Raw genomic sequence first — 14,662 nt, forward strand, 5'->3', positions numbered from 1 at the left:
CTCCCGGATCAGCTGCGATCTCGTATGCGTGCCAGAAGCTGCTCGACATGAGCAACCGGCACGTCCGGCGTGATGCCGTGGCCAAGATTGAAGATATGGGGCCGACCAGCCCATTGGTCCAACAATCGGTCGACCTCGCCATCCAGCGCCGCTCCGCCGGCCCGCAGGACAGACGGGTCCAGATGCCCCTGGACCGGCATGCATGCCGGCAGGACTGACTGGATCCAGGCCGGATCAACACCCGTATCGATAGCAATCGCCGTCACACCTGTCTCGCGCGCATATCGCGGGTAGAGCGTCCCGGCGCCGCGTGGAAACCCGATAATCGGCACGTCAACGCCGGCCGCCCGCACAGCATCGACGATCCGCTTGGTCGGCCGGATCACGACCCGTTCGAACAGCGGTTCCGGCAAGCCCTCGGCCCAGCTGTCGAACAATTTGAGCACTTCAGCGCCACAACGGGCTTGCATGATCAGATATTCAGCCGTGACGTCGGCGATCCGATCCAGCATCCCGTCAAAGGCCTCGGGGTGTTCCCAGGCGGCGACACGGGTCCGGAAGCGATCTTTCGATCCGCCGCCCTCGACCATGTAGGTCGCGACCGTCCAGGGTGATCCTGCGAAGCCAATCATGGTGGTGGTGTCAGGCAGTTCAGGGACCACCCGCTTGAGCGTCTCACCGATCGGCCCGAGCACTGCTTCCGTCTGGTCGAGACGAAGCTGCTCGAATTGGCGCGGATCGAAGGGTTCCAGCTGGGGACCTTCACCGGTCACGAACCAGACCTTGCGACCCAGCGCGATCGGTACCAGCAGGATGTCAGCAAACAGGATCGCAGCGTCAAAGCCAAAGCGACGTATGGGCTGCAGAGTCACTTCAGCCGCCAGATCCGGAGAGAAACAGAAATCGATGAAGTTCTTCGCTCGCGAGCGGACTTCCCGATATTCAGCGAGATAGCGGCCGGCTTGGCGCATCAGCCAGACCGGTGGCGGTGAGACGGTTTCTCCGGCCAGGACCTGGAGCATCGGCTTTTTTGTCAGATCATTCATTCGCCCTGCTTAGGCATCTCTTCCCACAGGATCAATCTGTGCCCTTCATCTCTCAAAAAAGAATCTAAGGATTGTAGATGATTGTTGGGGGGTGGATTTTGGGGATGACCGATACAATCCCCGTTATCCGGTTCGGGAAAGTTCGGGCTTATCCATCCACACAAGTGAGCCGGCTATCGACGGGAAAAAGCGATTCACTGTTATTTTTCATGGATAAAGGTGAGCCAGGTGATGTGGAATGACAGTGGACAACAGCGTCTGGCCAATCAATGTGAGGCGGGATTTTTCACAACCTTCTCGACAGCCTTGGACCCTGTGGAAATTGATGTGGGTTTTTCGTGGTAAGACCCGGTACTACCCACAACCGTTGCAGCCGGATTGCCGCGCCGGGGAAAACAGCCCAACTTATTAACAAATGGTAAACGTCAAACCGTGATCGGTCTCATGCCTCCTATCAATTCATCTTTCGAAACATGTTTTCATATTCATATGGTGTCGGACTCGACCGGCGAGACCCTGATGGAGGTCATGCGGGCTTCGGTCGCCCAGTTTGAGGGGACCAGCCCGCTGGAACATCTTTATGCGTTGGTCCGCTCCTCCAAACAGCTTGACCGGGTGCTGGATGAGGTCGCGGCCTATCCTGGCGTCGTCATGTACACGATCGTCAATGCCGACCTGCGCCGAGAGCTGGAAACACGGTGTGTCGAGCTCGGCGTGCCGGCCATCGCCATTCTGGACCCCATGCTGGCAACCTTGAGCGCCTATCTGGGGCGGCCGGTGGCCAGCCGGGCAGGAGCACAGCGATCCCTGGATGCCGACTACTACCGACGCATCGATGCCCTGAATTACGCCATGGCCCATGATGATGGCCAGGGTGATGATTTCGAGGGTGCCGACATTGTCCTGCTCGGTGTCAGCCGGACGTCCAAGACCCCGACCAGTGTCTATCTGGCTCATCGTGGATATCGGGCGGCCAATATTCCGCTGGTGAAAGATGTCCCGATCCCCGATGCGCTGTTCAGTCTGCGCAATCCGCTGGTGGTCGGATTGACGGCGTCACCGGAACGCATTGTTCAGATCCGGCGTAATCGGTTGTTGAGTCTGAACGAGGACCGGGACACCAATTATATCGACGATTTTGCGGTTCGTGAGGAGATCCTGTTCGCCAAACGCCTGTACGCCAAGCACAAATGGCCGACCATTGACGTGACGCGACGGTCAATCGAGGAAACCGCCGCGAAGATCATCAACCTTCTCATGGAAAAACGGAACCTGTCGGCATGACCCGTTTCATTCTTGCCTCGGGAAGCCAGATCCGCGCCGACATCCTGCGTCAGGCGGAGATTCCGTTCGAGATTATCAAGTCGGATGTCGATGAGAGCGTAATCAAGGCGGGCAGGGCTGATCTGTCGCCACGTGACATGGCGCTCTGCCTGGCAGAAGCGAAGGCTGAACCGGTTTCGCTGGCGCATCCTGATGCCCTGGTTCTGGGCGCTGACCAGACGATGGAACTGGACGGTGAGCTACTCGATAAACTGCCGGATGCCTCGCTGGCGCGGGCCCGTCTCGAGCGCATGCGCGGTCGGCCACATTGCTTGCATGCCGGCCTCGCGCTTTTGCAAGCCGGTCAGCCAGTCTGGCGACACCAGCAGACCTCCACCATCCATGTGCGGGATTTCAGTGACGCTTTCCTCGACCAGTATCTCAAGAATGCCGGCTTTGCGCTGACCGCCAGCGTTGGCGCCTACGCTTATGAAGGCCTTGGATCGCAATTGTTCGAGCGGGTGGAGGGCGATTACTATGCCATTCTCGGCCTGCCGCTTTTGCCATTGGCGGCGGTGCTGCGTGAGCATGGGGTATTGCAGCCATGATCCCGACCGGAGCTGCCTGTGTTGCCGGAGTAACCGGTTATCCGATCGCCCATTCCCTGTCGCCTGTGGTGATGCGTCACTGGATCGATGCGGCGGGTATTGATGCCCTCTATGCGCCCTTTCCGATCAGCGCCGACCGGTTTGACAGTGTTGTTCGTGGCCTGGCCGGCGCCGGCTGTCGCGGCCTCAACGTGACCCTGCCCCACAAGGAGGCAGCGCTCGAACTGGCACAGACCGCCTCGGCACCGGCCCGGGCGGTCGGCGCCGCAAACCTCCTGACATTCACCCCCGCGGGAATCCATGCTGACAATACTGACATTGCCGGATTTCTGTATGCCCTCAACCCGGCCGATATCATATTCAAAAAGGCTCGGGCATTGATATTCGGAGCTGGAGGTGCGGCGCGCGCCATGTTGTATGCGCTCCTGACAGTTGGCGTCCGGGACGTCGCTATCTGCAATCGCAATATCACGCGCGCCCAGGGCCTCGCCCGTGATATCGCGCCGGAGGCCCGCATCATTCCATGGGAAGCCCAGGATGACGCATTGCAAGGACGCAACCTGATCATCAACGCGACCTCGCTTGGCTTGGCAGGTCGAGAGGGTCTGGTCCTCGACTGGCAACGGGTCAGACCGGGTAGTGTCGCGTTCGACAGCATCTACACGCCAGTTGATACACGGTTTCTTGTTGATGCCCGGGCGCAGGGTCTGACGGCGATTGACGGTCTGGACATGCTGATCGGACAGGCCCGGCCGAGTTTTGAGGCCTTTTTTAACTGCCCCGTCCCGCAACTGCCGGATATGCGCACCCGCTTGCTCAAGCATCTCGGAACACACTGATGTTGCGGGTCGGACTCACTGGGTCGATCGGCATGGGCAAGTCGGCGACGGCGCAATTGCTGAGAGAGGCCGGGCTCCCCGTTTTCGATTCCGATGCCACTGTCCACGAGCTTTACGCGCCGGGCGGAGCGGCAGTCGAGCCGGTTGGCAAGGCGTTTCCCGGTGTGGTGATGGATGGCGCGATAGACCGGACCAGACTGTCCGCGGCCCTGAACGCCGATCCCGGCGGGTTTGCCAGGCTCGAGGCAATCGTTCACCCATTGGTCAACGCAGCGCGCGAGGCCTTTGTCACGAAACAGGCCGCCGCCGGCCATGACATCGTTGTGTTTGACGTTCCGCTTCTGTTTGAAACCGGCGGTGACCGGCATGTCGACAGCATCATCGTTGTCCATGCTCCGGACGACGTGCGTCGCGCGCGGGTCTTGCAGCGTCCCGGCATGACGGCGGCCAAGCTGGACGCCATAATCGCCCGCCAGATGGATGATTCGAGCAAGCTGGCCCGTGCCGACCATGTGATCGAGACATCGGGTGGTCTGGCGGATGCGAGCCGCCAGGTCGATGACATCATCAAATTGTTGACGGCGCGCGCCGAGCGGGCCTGAAACACCGGCAAACCATCAGCGTCACCGACGCGGCAGGCAGGGCAGGATCATGCGGGAAATCGTCTTTGACACCGAAACCACTGGTCTCGACCCCAATACCGGTGATCGCATCACGGAGCTCGGCTGTGTCGAGATCATCGATTTCATTCCCACGGGCAAGACCTTCCATGCCTATGTGAACCCGCAGCGATCGGTGCCCAAGGAAGTCGTCGAGATCACCGGCCTGACCACTGAATTCCTCGCCGACAAGCCCCTGTTCGACGAGATTGGTCCGCAATTTGTTGAATTTGTCGGTGACTCGACAATGGTCGCCCACAATGCGCCCTTTGACCGCGGCTTCATCAATATGGAGCTGGCCCGTCTGGGACTGGACATCTATCCGGACGACCGGTTCAAGGACACGGCCCGTATCGCCAGGGCCAAATTCCCCGGCTCCTACGTCTCGCTCGACGCGCTCTGCAAGCGCTTCGACATCTCGCTGGACACGCGTGACAAGCACGGGGCCCTGATCGACTCCCTGCTTCTGGCGGAAGTCTATCTGGAATTGATGGGAGGGCGGACGCGGGCGCTGGACCTGAGCGGCCAGGGCAGTGGCGGCGACGGAAAGGTGGTGTTTCCGGCACGCTCACCCAGAGCCGAGCCACTCACCGCCCGCCAGACAGAATCAGAGCGCGCCGCCCATGCCGCCTTTGTCGACGAGATGGGCGAAAACGCGCTCTGGAAAAAACTGACGATTCAGTAGATTCGTCTAGTTGGCAGCGGCCGGGTCGCCATTGCCATTGCTTTCCGAACCCGGAGCAGCCGCGGCGCGCTTGGCGAGCTGGGCACGGTAGAGGCCGGCGAAATCAACCGGATCAAGCATAAGCGGCGGGAAGTTGCCGTCGCGTGTTGTGTCGGCAAGGACGCGGCGTGCGAACGGGAAGATCAGGCGCGGACACTCGATCAGCAGGAAGGGTTCGCGATCCGTTTCACCCACATTGGCGAGCTGGAACAGGCCGGCGTAAGACAGCTCGGCGATGAAGACCACGGTCTCGTCGCGGGACGCCTTGGCATTGACCGTGAGGACGACTTCAAACGTGTCTTCGCCGGCCGTGCGCGCCTGAACGTCGATGGCCAGGTCAATCGCCGGGGCTGGCTGGCCAGGGCGCAGCGTTTCCGGGGCACCCGGGTTTTCGAAGGAGAGATCCTTCACATATTGCGCGAGAACGCGCAGCTGCGGCGCTTGGGCTGCGGCATTGTCGGCGGGCGTGTTGGGTGCGTCGGTCATGGAACTCCCCGGATGGGTCTGTAAACGGCTGGCCTGGAACGGCCGGGTCAATGAGAGCGCGCCCGTTACCATGGCCACCCGCCAGCGGCAAGCAGGCAAGACCACAGTGCAAAGGCTGACGCGCGGTCAAATTGAGCCTATATCTGGTCTTGTGACATGTGCGCGCGCGGTTCGAACTTGCGCGCGAAGCTCAGCAAAGGTGCGACCGTCCTCATGGATATCTGGACCCTCATTGGTGGAGTCGCTGCGATCTTCTTCGCCTACCGCCTGTATACGGTGCTGGGACGGCGGGAAGGCCACATGGAAGCGCCAGCCCCGCGCGCCAAACCTGCGACAGCGTCAGACTCTGACAAGACCCCCAATCTCCGACCTGCATTTGAAGGACCTGCTGCGGCTGGCCTTGAAGCGATTGCGGCGGTCGATACGCATTTTGACCCGTCCACTTTCAAGGACGGTGCCCAGAATGCCTATGTGTTGATTGTCGAGGCATTTGCTGCCGGTGACCGCAAGGCGCTTGAACCCCTCCTGGCACCCAACGTCCTCGATCGCTACACGACTGCCATCGACCAGCGCGCGGATCGTGGTGAAACCGTCCGCACGGACGTTGAGCGGCTCAAGGACGTAGACATCATTGAAGCGGGCCATGCCAACAACACGGCTCGCATCAAGGTGCGTTTTGTCGCCGAAATCGCGACCGAGACCCGAGACAGTGATGATGTGGTCATTGCCGGTGATATCGGCCGTCTGGCTACCGTTACGGAAGACTGGGTGTTTGAGCGTCGTACTGACCGGGGCGATCCCAACTGGGTGCTGACCCGTGTTGCCGCGGTTTGATCGCTGCCTCCTGATCGGTGCCGTGCTGCTGGCGTCATGCCAACCGCATCGGCCTGAGCCTGACCCGCAACCGGAGCCGGAACCCCCGACCGTCGAGCGACCGGAAACCCTTGATTTCCAACCCATCACCTGGTCCGACATGCCCGGTTGGTCTGATCGCGACCTGGCGCCGGCCCTGCAGGCCTTTCAGCGCAGTTGCGAACGTCTGAACCGTCGCGCCGACAGTGATCCGCTCAATCCCCAGGCCCGATGGGCCGGGCGGGTTGAGGACTGGCGGGGCGCCTGTGCCGCTGCGGCGATGACCGTGGCCGGTCCCGAGGCGGCGCGGTCCAGCCTGGAAGCGGTTTTTACCCCGGTTCGTCTACTGGCGCGAGATGCGGAAACTCTTGAAACCCGGACCGATGGCCTGCTGACCGGGTACTACGAGCCTTATGTGCAGGTACGGCGCAATCGTCAGGGCGAATTCACCCAACCCTTGCGCCGCCGACCGGATGACCTGGTCACCGTTGACCTTGGCCGCTTTGACGAAAGCCTGGCCGGCCGCCGGATCGTCGGCGAAGTGAGTGACGGCGAACTGGTCCTCTACAAGGACCGCGCCCGTATCGAATCCGAAAACGCCGGTGAAATTTTCGCCTGGGGGCGGCCGGTCGACGTGTTCTTCCTGCAGATACAGGGCTCTGGCCGCCTCGTTTTCGCTGATGGGCATGAAGAACGCGCGGCCTTTGCCGCCCATAACGGCCTTCCCTACCGCTCGATCGGACGCGAACTGGTGCGGCGCGGCGAACTGGAAGCCCATGCGGCGTCCAAACAGGGCATCGAGGCCTGGCTGTCGGCGCGCGGTCCCGAAGCGATCGCAGAGCTGTTTGGCGTCAATCCGCGCTATGTTTTCTTCCAGAGTGAAAGCCTTGCCAATCCGGAGCTCGGTCCGCGCGGTTCGTCCGGGGTTGCGCTGACCCCGATGGCGTCGATTGCGGTGGATACGCGTGTCATGGCGCACGGTGTTCCTGTCTGGCTGTCGGCTGACTTGCCGGAGCTGGACGGATGGACCGGACTGGTGATCGCCCAGGACTCCGGTGGCGCCATCAATGGTCCGTTGCGCGGAGATTTCTTCTGGGGCTGGGGCGAAACCGCCGAGCGACGGGCCGGCACGACAAGGGCCCGGGCCGAGTGGACCATCCTGCTGCCCCATACCGTGGTGGCACGCCTGTTTGCCGATGCCGAGCTGAATTGATCGATGAGCCGGAAGCGGACCATGCGCCCGGAAGAGCGTGCGCTCTGGAGCCGCGTGGCTAAGTCGGTAAAGCCGATCTCGGAGGACAGGCTGCGTTCGCTGGAAGAAGCCGAGCCAGTCTTGCGCGCTGCACCGAAACCGCCCTCGCAAAAGTCGATGGATACGTCCGCCCGGGCGTATGACTCCGGTGTTCCGACACCGCCAAACAACCGGCCCGCAGCCTCTTATGCTCCCCCGACCCCGCATGACCGGGCGGGTGAGAAACGGGTACGTCGCGGTCGGCTGGAGATTGATGGCCGGATTGATCTGCACGGTCTGACCCAGGACCAGGCGCTGCGCTCGCTCCGCCACTTCCTGCAGATGGCCCATGCCGGCGGTTACCGGACAGTCCTTGTTATCACCGGCAAGGGCTTCAAGTCCCGCGACCGTGATATCGCGCCCTGGGAGCAGGTCGAGGAGCCCGGTGTACTCAGGCGCAAGCTACCGGAATGGCTGGGACTTCCGGAATTCAGTCAGTATGTGTCAGGATACGCGAAATCGCACTCCCGTCACGGTGGAAGCGGCGCCTTTTATGTGACGCTGCGCGTTCGCGGCAAGGCCTGAATGTCGGCTGGCTGGCCTACAGGATGAATTTCGATAGGTCGGCATTCTTGGCCAGCTCACCGACATGCTCGGCGACATAGTCCGCATCGATGGTGATGGCCTGGCCGCCCCGATCGGAGGCGGTAAAGGAAATATCCTCGACCAGTTTCTCCATCACCGTCTGCAGGCGACGCGCGCCAATATTCTCAACGCTGGCATTGACGTCGGCGGCCAGCTTGGCCAGCGCGTCGATAGCCTCATCGGTGAAATCCAGGGTCACCCCTTCGGTGGCCAAAAGTCCCACATACTGCTTGATCAGGCTGGCCTCGGGCTCAACCAGGATCTGTTTCAGGTCGGCTTCGCTGAGCGCTGACAATTCGACGCGGATCGGCAGACGGCCCTGCAATTCCGGCAGCATGTCGGAGGGTTTGGCGACATGGAAGGCACCAGAGGCGATGAACAGGATATGGTCTGTCTTGATGGCGCCATGCTTGGTGGCCACCGTGGTGCCTTCGATCAGCGGCAGCAGGTCGCGCTGAACGCCTTCGCGGGACACATCGCCGCCGCGCGCATCCGCACGGGCCGCGATCTTGTCGATCTCGTCGAGGAAGACGATGCCGTCATTCTCGGCCAGCTTGATGGCCTCGGCTGTGATCTGGCTGTCATCGAGCAGCTTGTCAGCTTCCTCATTGATCAGCGGCTCGTAGGCGTCCTTGACCTTCATCCGCACGGTCTTGGTCTTCTGGCCGAAGCCCTTGCCCAGAATGTCCCCGATATTGATCACACCGGCGCCACCGGTTGGCATGCCCGGAATGTCCAGCATCTGCATGCCCGAACCGGTATCGGCCAGCTGGACCTCGACATCCTTGTCGTCCAGCTCGCCAGCCAGCAGCCGTTTGCGAAAACTTTCGCGCGTGCTCTCGCTGGCATTCGGCCCGACCAGGGCGTCCACCACGCGGTTTTCCGCAGCCGAATGGGCCTTGGCCTTCACGTCCTCACGCTTGGTCTCGCGGACGATGTTGATGGCAATTTCCACCAGGTCGCGGGCGATCTGTTCGACATCACGGCCGACATAGCCGACTTCGGTGAATTTGGTCGCTTCGACCTTGATGAAGGGCGCGCCGGCGAGCTTTGCCAGGCGGCGCGAGATCTCGGTCTTGCCGACGCCGGTCGGTCCGATCATCAGGATGTTCTTGGGCGTCACTTCATCGGCCAGCGCGTCATCCAGCTGGCGGCGTCGCCAGCGATTGCGCAGGGCGATGGCGACGGCCTTCTTGGCGTCGGCCTGGCCGACGATGAAGCGGTCGAGCTCGGAAACTATTTCGCGGGGGGTAAAATCGGTCATTATCGTCTTTGCATTGCTTGCGCGTGTGTCTGATGTAATGAGCTGAAGACCGCAAAACCAGACCTGAAAGGCACTTGCCCATGACCCGACCAAGATTTCATCTCGCATTCCCCGTCGATGATCTGTCTGCAGCCCGCCGGTTCTATGGCGAATTTCTGGGTTGTCGGGAGGGCCGGTCTTCCGAGGCCTGGATCGATTTCGACTTTCACGAACACCAGATTGTCGCTCACCTCGCGCCTGAGGAATGCAGCGCCGCTTCGCTGGGTCAGGTCGATGGCAAGCAGGTGCCCGTCCGCCATTTCGGGCTGCTGCTTGACTGGCCGGACTGGGAGGCGCTCGCCGATCGCCTCAAGGCGGCGGGCCAGCCCTTCGTCATAGAACCCTATGTCCGTTTTGCCGGTGAGCCGGGAGAGCAGGGAACCTTCTTTGTCCGGGACCCGGCTGGCAATGCACTCGAATTCAAGACGTTCCGGGATGAGGCGCAGGTGTTTGCGCGCTGATCGGCCTGGCGCCGACCTTGCTCCCTCCGCCGGAAAACGCCGATACTGACTTGCCGGCTGCGCAATCCTGACGAAAGGAGTGCCGGATGGATGGGAAATCAGGAAGCGGTTCCGCCTATGTCCGCTGGCTTTCGCGTGTTTCGCTGCTGCTGTTGTCGCTACACACGGTTTATGTGATCGGCTGGGCTGTGGTCGATATCGCGGTGCGCACGGGAATGTGGCCGGTCGGCTCGTGGGACTGGGATGCGGCCGCCTTCTTCGCATCATTGTCCTTCTGGCAGGAGGCGACGTTCTTCTCGTCAACGGCGCTTGCCATGGTCAGCATTTGGCTGCACCTCAAACGCAGCGCCCTGATCATCCCGGTCTTTCTGGTGTCCTACTTCCTTTACCGCCTCGACAGCTTCTTCCTGACACTGAACGACCTGTTCAACGGGGTCGGTGGGTTTGAGACATTCGCACCAATGCTCGTCCTGCAGCTGGCTTTGCTGCTGGCGCTGATGCTGTTGTGGGGAGAGGGATATTTCGACCGATCGGTTTTTCGGCCCTCGCAGGACCGGGCTTGAAGCCTGGCCTGCCGCCCGGCTAGCTCTCCAGCGTCTCGACGGTAAGGTTTTCATTGGTGTAGACGCAGATCCGGGCCGCGATCTCCATCGCCTTGCGGGCAATGACTTCCGGGTCGGCCTCATAGTCGAAGATCGCGCGGGCGGCCGACAGGGCGTAATTGCCGCCGGACCCGACCGCGACCACGCCGTCCTCCGGTTCCAACACATCACCGGCCCCGGTCAGCAGGAAGGTCTCGGTACTGTCGCCGACGATCAGCATCGCTTCCAGTCGACGCAGATAGCGGTCGGTGCGCCAGTCCTTGGCCAGTTCGACACAAGCCCGTGCCAGTTGTTTGGGATATTGCTCGAGCTTGGCTTCCAGGCGCTCGAACAGGGCGAAGGCGTCTGCGGTTGCCCCGGCGAAGCCGGCAATCACGTCACCGCCGGCGAGGCGGCGGACTTTGCGGGCATTGCCCTTCATCACGGTCGGGCCGATCGACACCTGGCCATCACCGGCGACCACCAGACGGCCGCCCTTGCGCACGGCGATGATCGTGGTGCCGCGCCATTGGCTGGCGTCGGCATAATCGGGCGAGGAAGCATGTGTCATGAGCCGGTCTCCGGATGAAGTCGTCCACCCGATGTGGCCGACCCGGCGGAGCGGATCAAGAGGGCAAGCTGTCCGGCGCTGGCAATTACTCGCCGACGGCGCGGTCGGCATGGCTTTCGGTGGCAAAGGCGATGAAGTCGCTGGCCGGCATCGGGCGGGCGAACAGGAAGCCCTGGGCCAGGGTCGCACCCTGGGCCCGCAGCATCTGGTGCTGTTCCGGTGTTTCCACGCCTTCGGCCACCGTTTCCAGCTTCAGCGACTTGGCCATGGCCAGGATCGTCTCGACCACGATGCGGGCATGGTGATCGGTGGTCATGTCGCGCACGAAACTCTGGTCGATCTTGAACACGTCGAACGGCATCCGCGTCAGATAGGCGAGCGAGGAATGGCCGGTGCCGAAATCATCAATGGCGAAGTTGACGCCGCGATCCCGCAAGGGCTGGACCTGTTCGATAACCCGTTCCGGATTTTCCATGGCGATGGATTCAGTCAGCTCCAGCTCCAGAAGGTGCGGCGGCAGATTGGCCGCGGCGAGCGCTTCAACCACCGAGTCCGAGAAGCCGTCGCGTTCAAACTGCATGGCTGACACATTGACTGCGACCGGGATTTCCAGTCCGCGATCGCGCCAGGCAGCGGCTTCGCGGCAGGCGGCCCGCAGGACCCAGTCGCCGATCTCGCCGATCAGGCCGCATTCTTCGGCTGCCTCGATGAAGGCGCCGGGCGACAGCAGGCCGGCAGTCGGATGCTGCCAGCGAACAAGGGCCTCGGCACCGGCGCAAGCGCCATCCGTCATCAGCACTTTGGGCTGATAGAAGACCACCAACTGATCCTGGGCCACCGCATCGCGAAGTTCGTTTTCCAACACCAGGCGCTCGAAGGCGGACTGGTTCATGGACGGTTCGAAGAATTGTGCCGCAGAGCCACCGGCGCGCTTGGCATGGGCCATGGCGAGGTCGGCGTGTCGCATCAGGGTTTCCGGGTCGGCTCCGTCCTGAGGGAAGACCGCGACACCGATCGACACGCCCAGGAAGACCTGGTGGCCGGAAATTTCAAATGGCAGGCGGATGGCATCGACCAGCTTGTTGGCGATCCGGGCCGCGTCAGCGCTGTCTTCGATGGTCGGCAAGAGCACGGTGAACTCATCACCACCCAGCCGCGCCACCATGGACGGGTCTTCGGTATTGCCGGAAGCCAGGTCACAGCCGCGCGTCACTTCGGACAGTCGGCGTCCGACCATTTCCAGCAGGCGATCGCCTTCGCCTATGCCGAGCGAGTCATTGACGCGCTTGAAACGGTCGAGGTCGAGGAAGAGCACGGCACCGGAGCCACCATCTTCGAGCGATTTGCGGGCCACCCGCTCGGTTTCCTTGCGGAAGCGTTCGCGGTTGGGCAGCTCGGTGACCAGGTCGACATAGGCCAGGCGGTGAATGCGTTTGAGATTGCCGTCGAGGCGCGCAAACATGCGGTTGAAGGCGTTGGCAAGCACTTCCAGCTCGTCACCGGTCTTCACCGAAATGCGCATGTCGAGATTCTTGGACGAGGCCAGGCGGGCGGCGTCGGTCAATGTCTGGACCGGACGCAGTGCACGGCCCACGATCAGCGCTGCCAGCGGCAGGAAAATGCCCAGGGCGAACAAGGCAATCAGGGTCTGGCGCTGGAAGGCGGCATTGCGTGAGGCGACCAGCTCGACCAGCGGCTGCTGCATGTAGACCACACCAACCAGACGGCGGGACTGGGTGTAGACCGGAGCCGAAACCTCGAGCATGCCGTCGTGCAGGTCATAGCGCAGATCACCGGCACCGAGCGACATCACGGCTATATCAGCGGCCCGCAGCTGACCTTGCTCGCGGTCGTCGTCATAGGCTTCGCCCAGGACTTCGCGCCGATTGTTGAGCACATACAATTGCGAGGCGCCGATCGAGGCGATCAATTCCTCGACATAAAGATCGACATATCCGGCGTCATTGGTCGAGATCGGATTGGCCAGACGGCTGGCAGTTGCCTGCAGCGTCGCCACGGATCGCTCGATCAGCAGATTACGGGTCTCGCGCTGGGCGGACACGTTTTCCAACGTCATCAGCATGAGTGTCGTTGCGAAAATAAGTGCACCGGTCAGAAGCGTGAACTTCATGACCAGAGATCGCATTACTCGCGCAACCGCTTTGCGGATGGGTGCCATGTTAACCCCTGAACGTTCCCCCGAGAGGGTCACGAAATCGCCACCAAACACCGGGTCGATGTCGCCACCTACCCGTTCTCAGCGATCAGAATGTCAGCAAGCACTTGAATTGTGGTTAAAATGCCGGAATTGTTTCATTAAGTTTTTAGGCAAATGCCGGACGTCCCTTTATTCAAAGGCAATCCCGGCTGTCTCTGCCAGTGTTTTCAGTGAAGTTTCCGGTCGTGCTCCATAATGGGAGATCACTTCGGCCGCGCAAATTGCCCCCATCCGACCGGCTTCAGCGAGCGGTTTTTCCTGGGCAATGCCGAGCAGGAAGCCGGCCGCGAACAGGTCACCAGCCCCTGTTGTATCAATAAGTTGCGTTACGGGTTCGGCTGCGACGGTCACCATTTCATCGCCGCGGGCAATGACCGCACCCTTTTCCGACCGGGTCACCGCGACAATCGCCACATCCTTGCGGGCCAGGACCATGGCCGTGTCGAAGTCGCTGGCCTCGTACAGCGCAATGATCTCGGCCTCATTGGCCAGCAGGATGTCGATATGGTGGGCGACCAGGTGGCGGAAGGCGGCCCGGTGCCGCTCGACACAGAATACATCCGACAGGGTCAGCGCCGTGCGGCGCTTGTGTGCGGCAGCCATTTCGGCCGCCGCCACATAACCACGCTTGGCCTCTTCACGGTCGAAGAGATAGCCTTCAAGGTAAATGATTTCAGACGCCTGCAGTGCGGCTGCGCCTGCTGCCACATCCTCTTCAGTGACCAGGGCTGCGGCGCCGAGGAAGGTCGACATGGAGCGCCCGGCGTCCGGCGTGACATTGATCAGGCAGCGCGCCGTGGCCGGGCCGTCGGTCAGCGGAGGCGTGTCGAAATGAACACCGATGGTACGGATGTCGTGGGTGAAAATCTCGCCCAGCTGGTCTGCCGCGACCTTGCCGATATAGGCGGCCTTTCCACCGAGCGAAGCAATCCCCGCCACGGTGTTGGCGGCCGATCCGCCCGAAGCTTCCTTGCCCGGCTGCATGCTGGCGTAGAGCGTGCGGGCCCGATCCTCATCGATCAGGGTCATCGCGTCCTTGGCGATCCCCTCGGCGGCGAGAAAGGCGTCGGTGGCGGGCGAGAGAACGTCGACAATCGCATTGCCAACGGCAAGCACGTCAAAACGGGCATCGGACATCGGGGTCATCCATTTCGGCTGGTTTCGCTGGCAGGGTT

General features: G+C 61.8%; 16 protein-coding genes. 10 read left to right on the forward strand and 6 right to left on the reverse strand.

Translation table 11 applies throughout. The features are described 5' to 3' along the window. Nucleotides 1-8: 8 nt before the first annotated feature. Nucleotides 9-1,046, reverse strand: coding sequence for a uroporphyrinogen decarboxylase (gene hemE / locus ACN0X9_RS06220; RefSeq protein ID WP_417486751.1), 1,038 nt, complete (start codon nucleotides 1,044-1,046; stop codon nucleotides 9-11). 444 nt (nucleotides 1,047-1,490) lie between these two features. On the opposite strand from hemE, the gene ACN0X9_RS06225 reads away from it, so the two are divergent. Genes ACN0X9_RS06225 through dnaQ form a run of 5 tightly spaced genes read left to right on the forward strand, consistent with a single transcriptional unit; the run spans nucleotide 1,491 to nucleotide 5,100 of the window. Then, nucleotides 1,491-2,330, forward strand: coding sequence for a pyruvate, water dikinase regulatory protein (locus ACN0X9_RS06225; protein WP_417486752.1), 840 nt, complete (start codon nucleotides 1,491-1,493; stop codon nucleotides 2,328-2,330). Further along, nucleotides 2,327-2,917 carry a Maf family protein gene (locus tag ACN0X9_RS06230; RefSeq protein WP_417486753.1) on the forward strand — a complete coding sequence of 197 codons (591 nt, stop codon included), beginning with the start codon at nucleotides 2,327-2,329 and terminating at the stop codon, nucleotides 2,915-2,917. The genes ACN0X9_RS06225 and ACN0X9_RS06230 overlap by 4 nt, the downstream gene beginning before the upstream one ends. Beyond that, nucleotides 2,914-3,756 (forward strand): shikimate dehydrogenase family protein, encoded by an 843-nt coding sequence (locus ACN0X9_RS06235; protein ID WP_417486754.1) that lies wholly within the window; start codon nucleotides 2,914-2,916, stop codon nucleotides 3,754-3,756. Before ACN0X9_RS06230 ends, ACN0X9_RS06235 begins: the two co-directional genes overlap by 4 nt. Beyond that, the gene (gene coaE / locus ACN0X9_RS06240; RefSeq protein ID WP_417486755.1) at nucleotides 3,756-4,358 is read left to right on the forward strand and encodes a dephospho-CoA kinase; all 603 of its coding nucleotides are present in this window, start codon (nucleotides 3,756-3,758) and stop codon (nucleotides 4,356-4,358) included. Before ACN0X9_RS06235 ends, coaE begins: the two co-directional genes overlap by 1 nt. A 49-nt stretch (nucleotides 4,359-4,407) precedes the next feature. Beyond that, nucleotides 4,408-5,100 (forward strand): DNA polymerase III subunit epsilon, encoded by a 693-nt coding sequence (dnaQ, locus tag ACN0X9_RS06245; RefSeq protein WP_417486756.1) that lies wholly within the window; start codon nucleotides 4,408-4,410, stop codon nucleotides 5,098-5,100. Between the two features lie 6 nt (nucleotides 5,101-5,106). On the opposite strand, the gene secB is transcribed toward dnaQ, so the two are convergent. Beyond that, nucleotides 5,107-5,625 carry a protein-export chaperone SecB gene (gene secB / locus ACN0X9_RS06250; protein WP_417486757.1) on the reverse strand — a complete coding sequence of 173 codons (519 nt, stop codon included), beginning with the start codon at nucleotides 5,623-5,625 and terminating at the stop codon, nucleotides 5,107-5,109. A 213-nt stretch (nucleotides 5,626-5,838) separates the two neighbouring features. Here secB and ACN0X9_RS06255 point away from each other — a divergent pair, with 213 nt between their 5' ends. The 3 genes from ACN0X9_RS06255 to ACN0X9_RS06265 are packed head-to-tail and all read left to right on the forward strand — an operon-like array spanning nucleotide 5,839 to nucleotide 8,293. Next, complete coding sequence (locus ACN0X9_RS06255; protein WP_417486758.1) at nucleotides 5,839-6,459, forward strand: Tim44/TimA family putative adaptor protein; 621 nt, start codon at nucleotides 5,839-5,841, stop codon at nucleotides 6,457-6,459. Then, nucleotides 6,443-7,690 carry a murein transglycosylase A gene (locus ACN0X9_RS06260; RefSeq protein ID WP_417486759.1) on the forward strand — a complete coding sequence of 416 codons (1,248 nt, stop codon included), beginning with the start codon at nucleotides 6,443-6,445 and terminating at the stop codon, nucleotides 7,688-7,690. Before ACN0X9_RS06255 ends, ACN0X9_RS06260 begins: the two co-directional genes overlap by 17 nt. Nucleotides 7,691-7,693: 3 nt before the next feature. Continuing rightward, nucleotides 7,694-8,293, forward strand: a complete 600-nt coding sequence (locus ACN0X9_RS06265; RefSeq protein ID WP_417486760.1) for a Smr/MutS family protein — start codon at nucleotides 7,694-7,696, stop codon at nucleotides 8,291-8,293. A gap of 16 nt (nucleotides 8,294-8,309) precedes the next feature. On the opposite strand, the gene hslU is transcribed toward ACN0X9_RS06265, so the two are convergent. Further along, nucleotides 8,310-9,617: an ATP-dependent protease ATPase subunit HslU gene (hslU, locus tag ACN0X9_RS06270; RefSeq protein ID WP_417486761.1), complete on the reverse strand. Its 1,308-nt coding sequence runs from the start codon at nucleotides 9,615-9,617 to the stop codon at nucleotides 8,310-8,312. Between the two features lie 80 nt (nucleotides 9,618-9,697). Here hslU and ACN0X9_RS06275 point away from each other — a divergent pair, with 80 nt between their 5' ends. Continuing rightward, nucleotides 9,698-10,117, forward strand: coding sequence for a VOC family protein (locus ACN0X9_RS06275; RefSeq protein WP_417486762.1), 420 nt, complete (start codon nucleotides 9,698-9,700; stop codon nucleotides 10,115-10,117). An 86-nt stretch (nucleotides 10,118-10,203) separates the two neighbouring features. After that, a complete protein-coding gene (locus ACN0X9_RS06280; protein ID WP_417486763.1) occupies nucleotides 10,204-10,680 on the forward strand; it encodes a hypothetical protein in 477 nt (158 codons plus the stop codon). Nucleotides 10,681-10,699: 19 nt separating this feature from the next. Here ACN0X9_RS06280 and hslV read toward each other — a convergent pair whose 3' ends face one another. From hslV to ACN0X9_RS06295, 3 genes are all read right to left on the reverse strand, one after another. Further along, complete coding sequence (hslV, locus tag ACN0X9_RS06285) at nucleotides 10,700-11,269, reverse strand: ATP-dependent protease subunit HslV (protein ID WP_417486764.1); 570 nt, start codon at nucleotides 11,267-11,269, stop codon at nucleotides 10,700-10,702. 85 nt (nucleotides 11,270-11,354) lie between these two features. Further along, nucleotides 11,355-13,400, reverse strand: coding sequence for a putative bifunctional diguanylate cyclase/phosphodiesterase (locus ACN0X9_RS06290; RefSeq protein WP_417486765.1), 2,046 nt, complete (start codon nucleotides 13,398-13,400; stop codon nucleotides 11,355-11,357). Between the two features lie 216 nt (nucleotides 13,401-13,616). Beyond that, nucleotides 13,617-14,633, reverse strand: a complete 1,017-nt coding sequence (locus ACN0X9_RS06295; RefSeq protein ID WP_417486766.1) for an adenosine kinase — start codon at nucleotides 14,631-14,633, stop codon at nucleotides 13,617-13,619. Nucleotides 14,634-14,662: the final 29 nt, after the last annotated feature.

Origin of the sequence: Maricaulis sp., assembly GCF_048268525.1 — a bacterium.
GTDB lineage: Bacteria > Pseudomonadota > Alphaproteobacteria > Caulobacterales > Maricaulaceae > Maricaulis.

What these genes read in the sequence shown, in the direction of transcription:
- hemE (WP_417486751.1), bottom strand. Translation starts at nt 1,046, where the DNA reads ATGAATGATCTGACAAAAAAGCCGATGCTCCAGGTCCTGGCCGGAGAA.
- ACN0X9_RS06225 (WP_417486752.1), top strand. Translation starts at nt 1,491, where the DNA reads ATGCCTCCTATCAATTCATCTTTCGAAACATGTTTTCATATTCATATG.
- ACN0X9_RS06230 (WP_417486753.1), top strand. Translation starts at nt 2,327, where the DNA reads ATGACCCGTTTCATTCTTGCCTCGGGAAGCCAGATCCGCGCCGACATC.
- ACN0X9_RS06235 (WP_417486754.1), top strand. Translation starts at nt 2,914, where the DNA reads ATGATCCCGACCGGAGCTGCCTGTGTTGCCGGAGTAACCGGTTATCCG.
- coaE (WP_417486755.1), top strand. Translation starts at nt 3,756, where the DNA reads ATGTTGCGGGTCGGACTCACTGGGTCGATCGGCATGGGCAAGTCGGCG.
- dnaQ (WP_417486756.1), top strand. Translation starts at nt 4,408, where the DNA reads ATGCGGGAAATCGTCTTTGACACCGAAACCACTGGTCTCGACCCCAAT.
- secB (WP_417486757.1), bottom strand. Translation starts at nt 5,625, where the DNA reads ATGACCGACGCACCCAACACGCCCGCCGACAATGCCGCAGCCCAAGCG.
- ACN0X9_RS06255 (WP_417486758.1), top strand. Translation starts at nt 5,839, where the DNA reads ATGGATATCTGGACCCTCATTGGTGGAGTCGCTGCGATCTTCTTCGCC.
- ACN0X9_RS06265 (WP_417486760.1), top strand. Translation starts at nt 7,694, where the DNA reads ATGAGCCGGAAGCGGACCATGCGCCCGGAAGAGCGTGCGCTCTGGAGC.
- hslU (WP_417486761.1), bottom strand. Translation starts at nt 9,617, where the DNA reads ATGACCGATTTTACCCCCCGCGAAATAGTTTCCGAGCTCGACCGCTTC.
- ACN0X9_RS06275 (WP_417486762.1), top strand. Translation starts at nt 9,698, where the DNA reads ATGACCCGACCAAGATTTCATCTCGCATTCCCCGTCGATGATCTGTCT.
- ACN0X9_RS06280 (WP_417486763.1), top strand. Translation starts at nt 10,204, where the DNA reads ATGGATGGGAAATCAGGAAGCGGTTCCGCCTATGTCCGCTGGCTTTCG.
- hslV (WP_417486764.1), bottom strand. Translation starts at nt 11,269, where the DNA reads ATGACACATGCTTCCTCGCCCGATTATGCCGACGCCAGCCAATGGCGC.
- ACN0X9_RS06290 (WP_417486765.1), bottom strand. Translation starts at nt 13,400, where the DNA reads ATGAAGTTCACGCTTCTGACCGGTGCACTTATTTTCGCAACGACACTC.
- ACN0X9_RS06295 (WP_417486766.1), bottom strand. Translation starts at nt 14,633, where the DNA reads ATGACCCCGATGTCCGATGCCCGTTTTGACGTGCTTGCCGTTGGCAAT.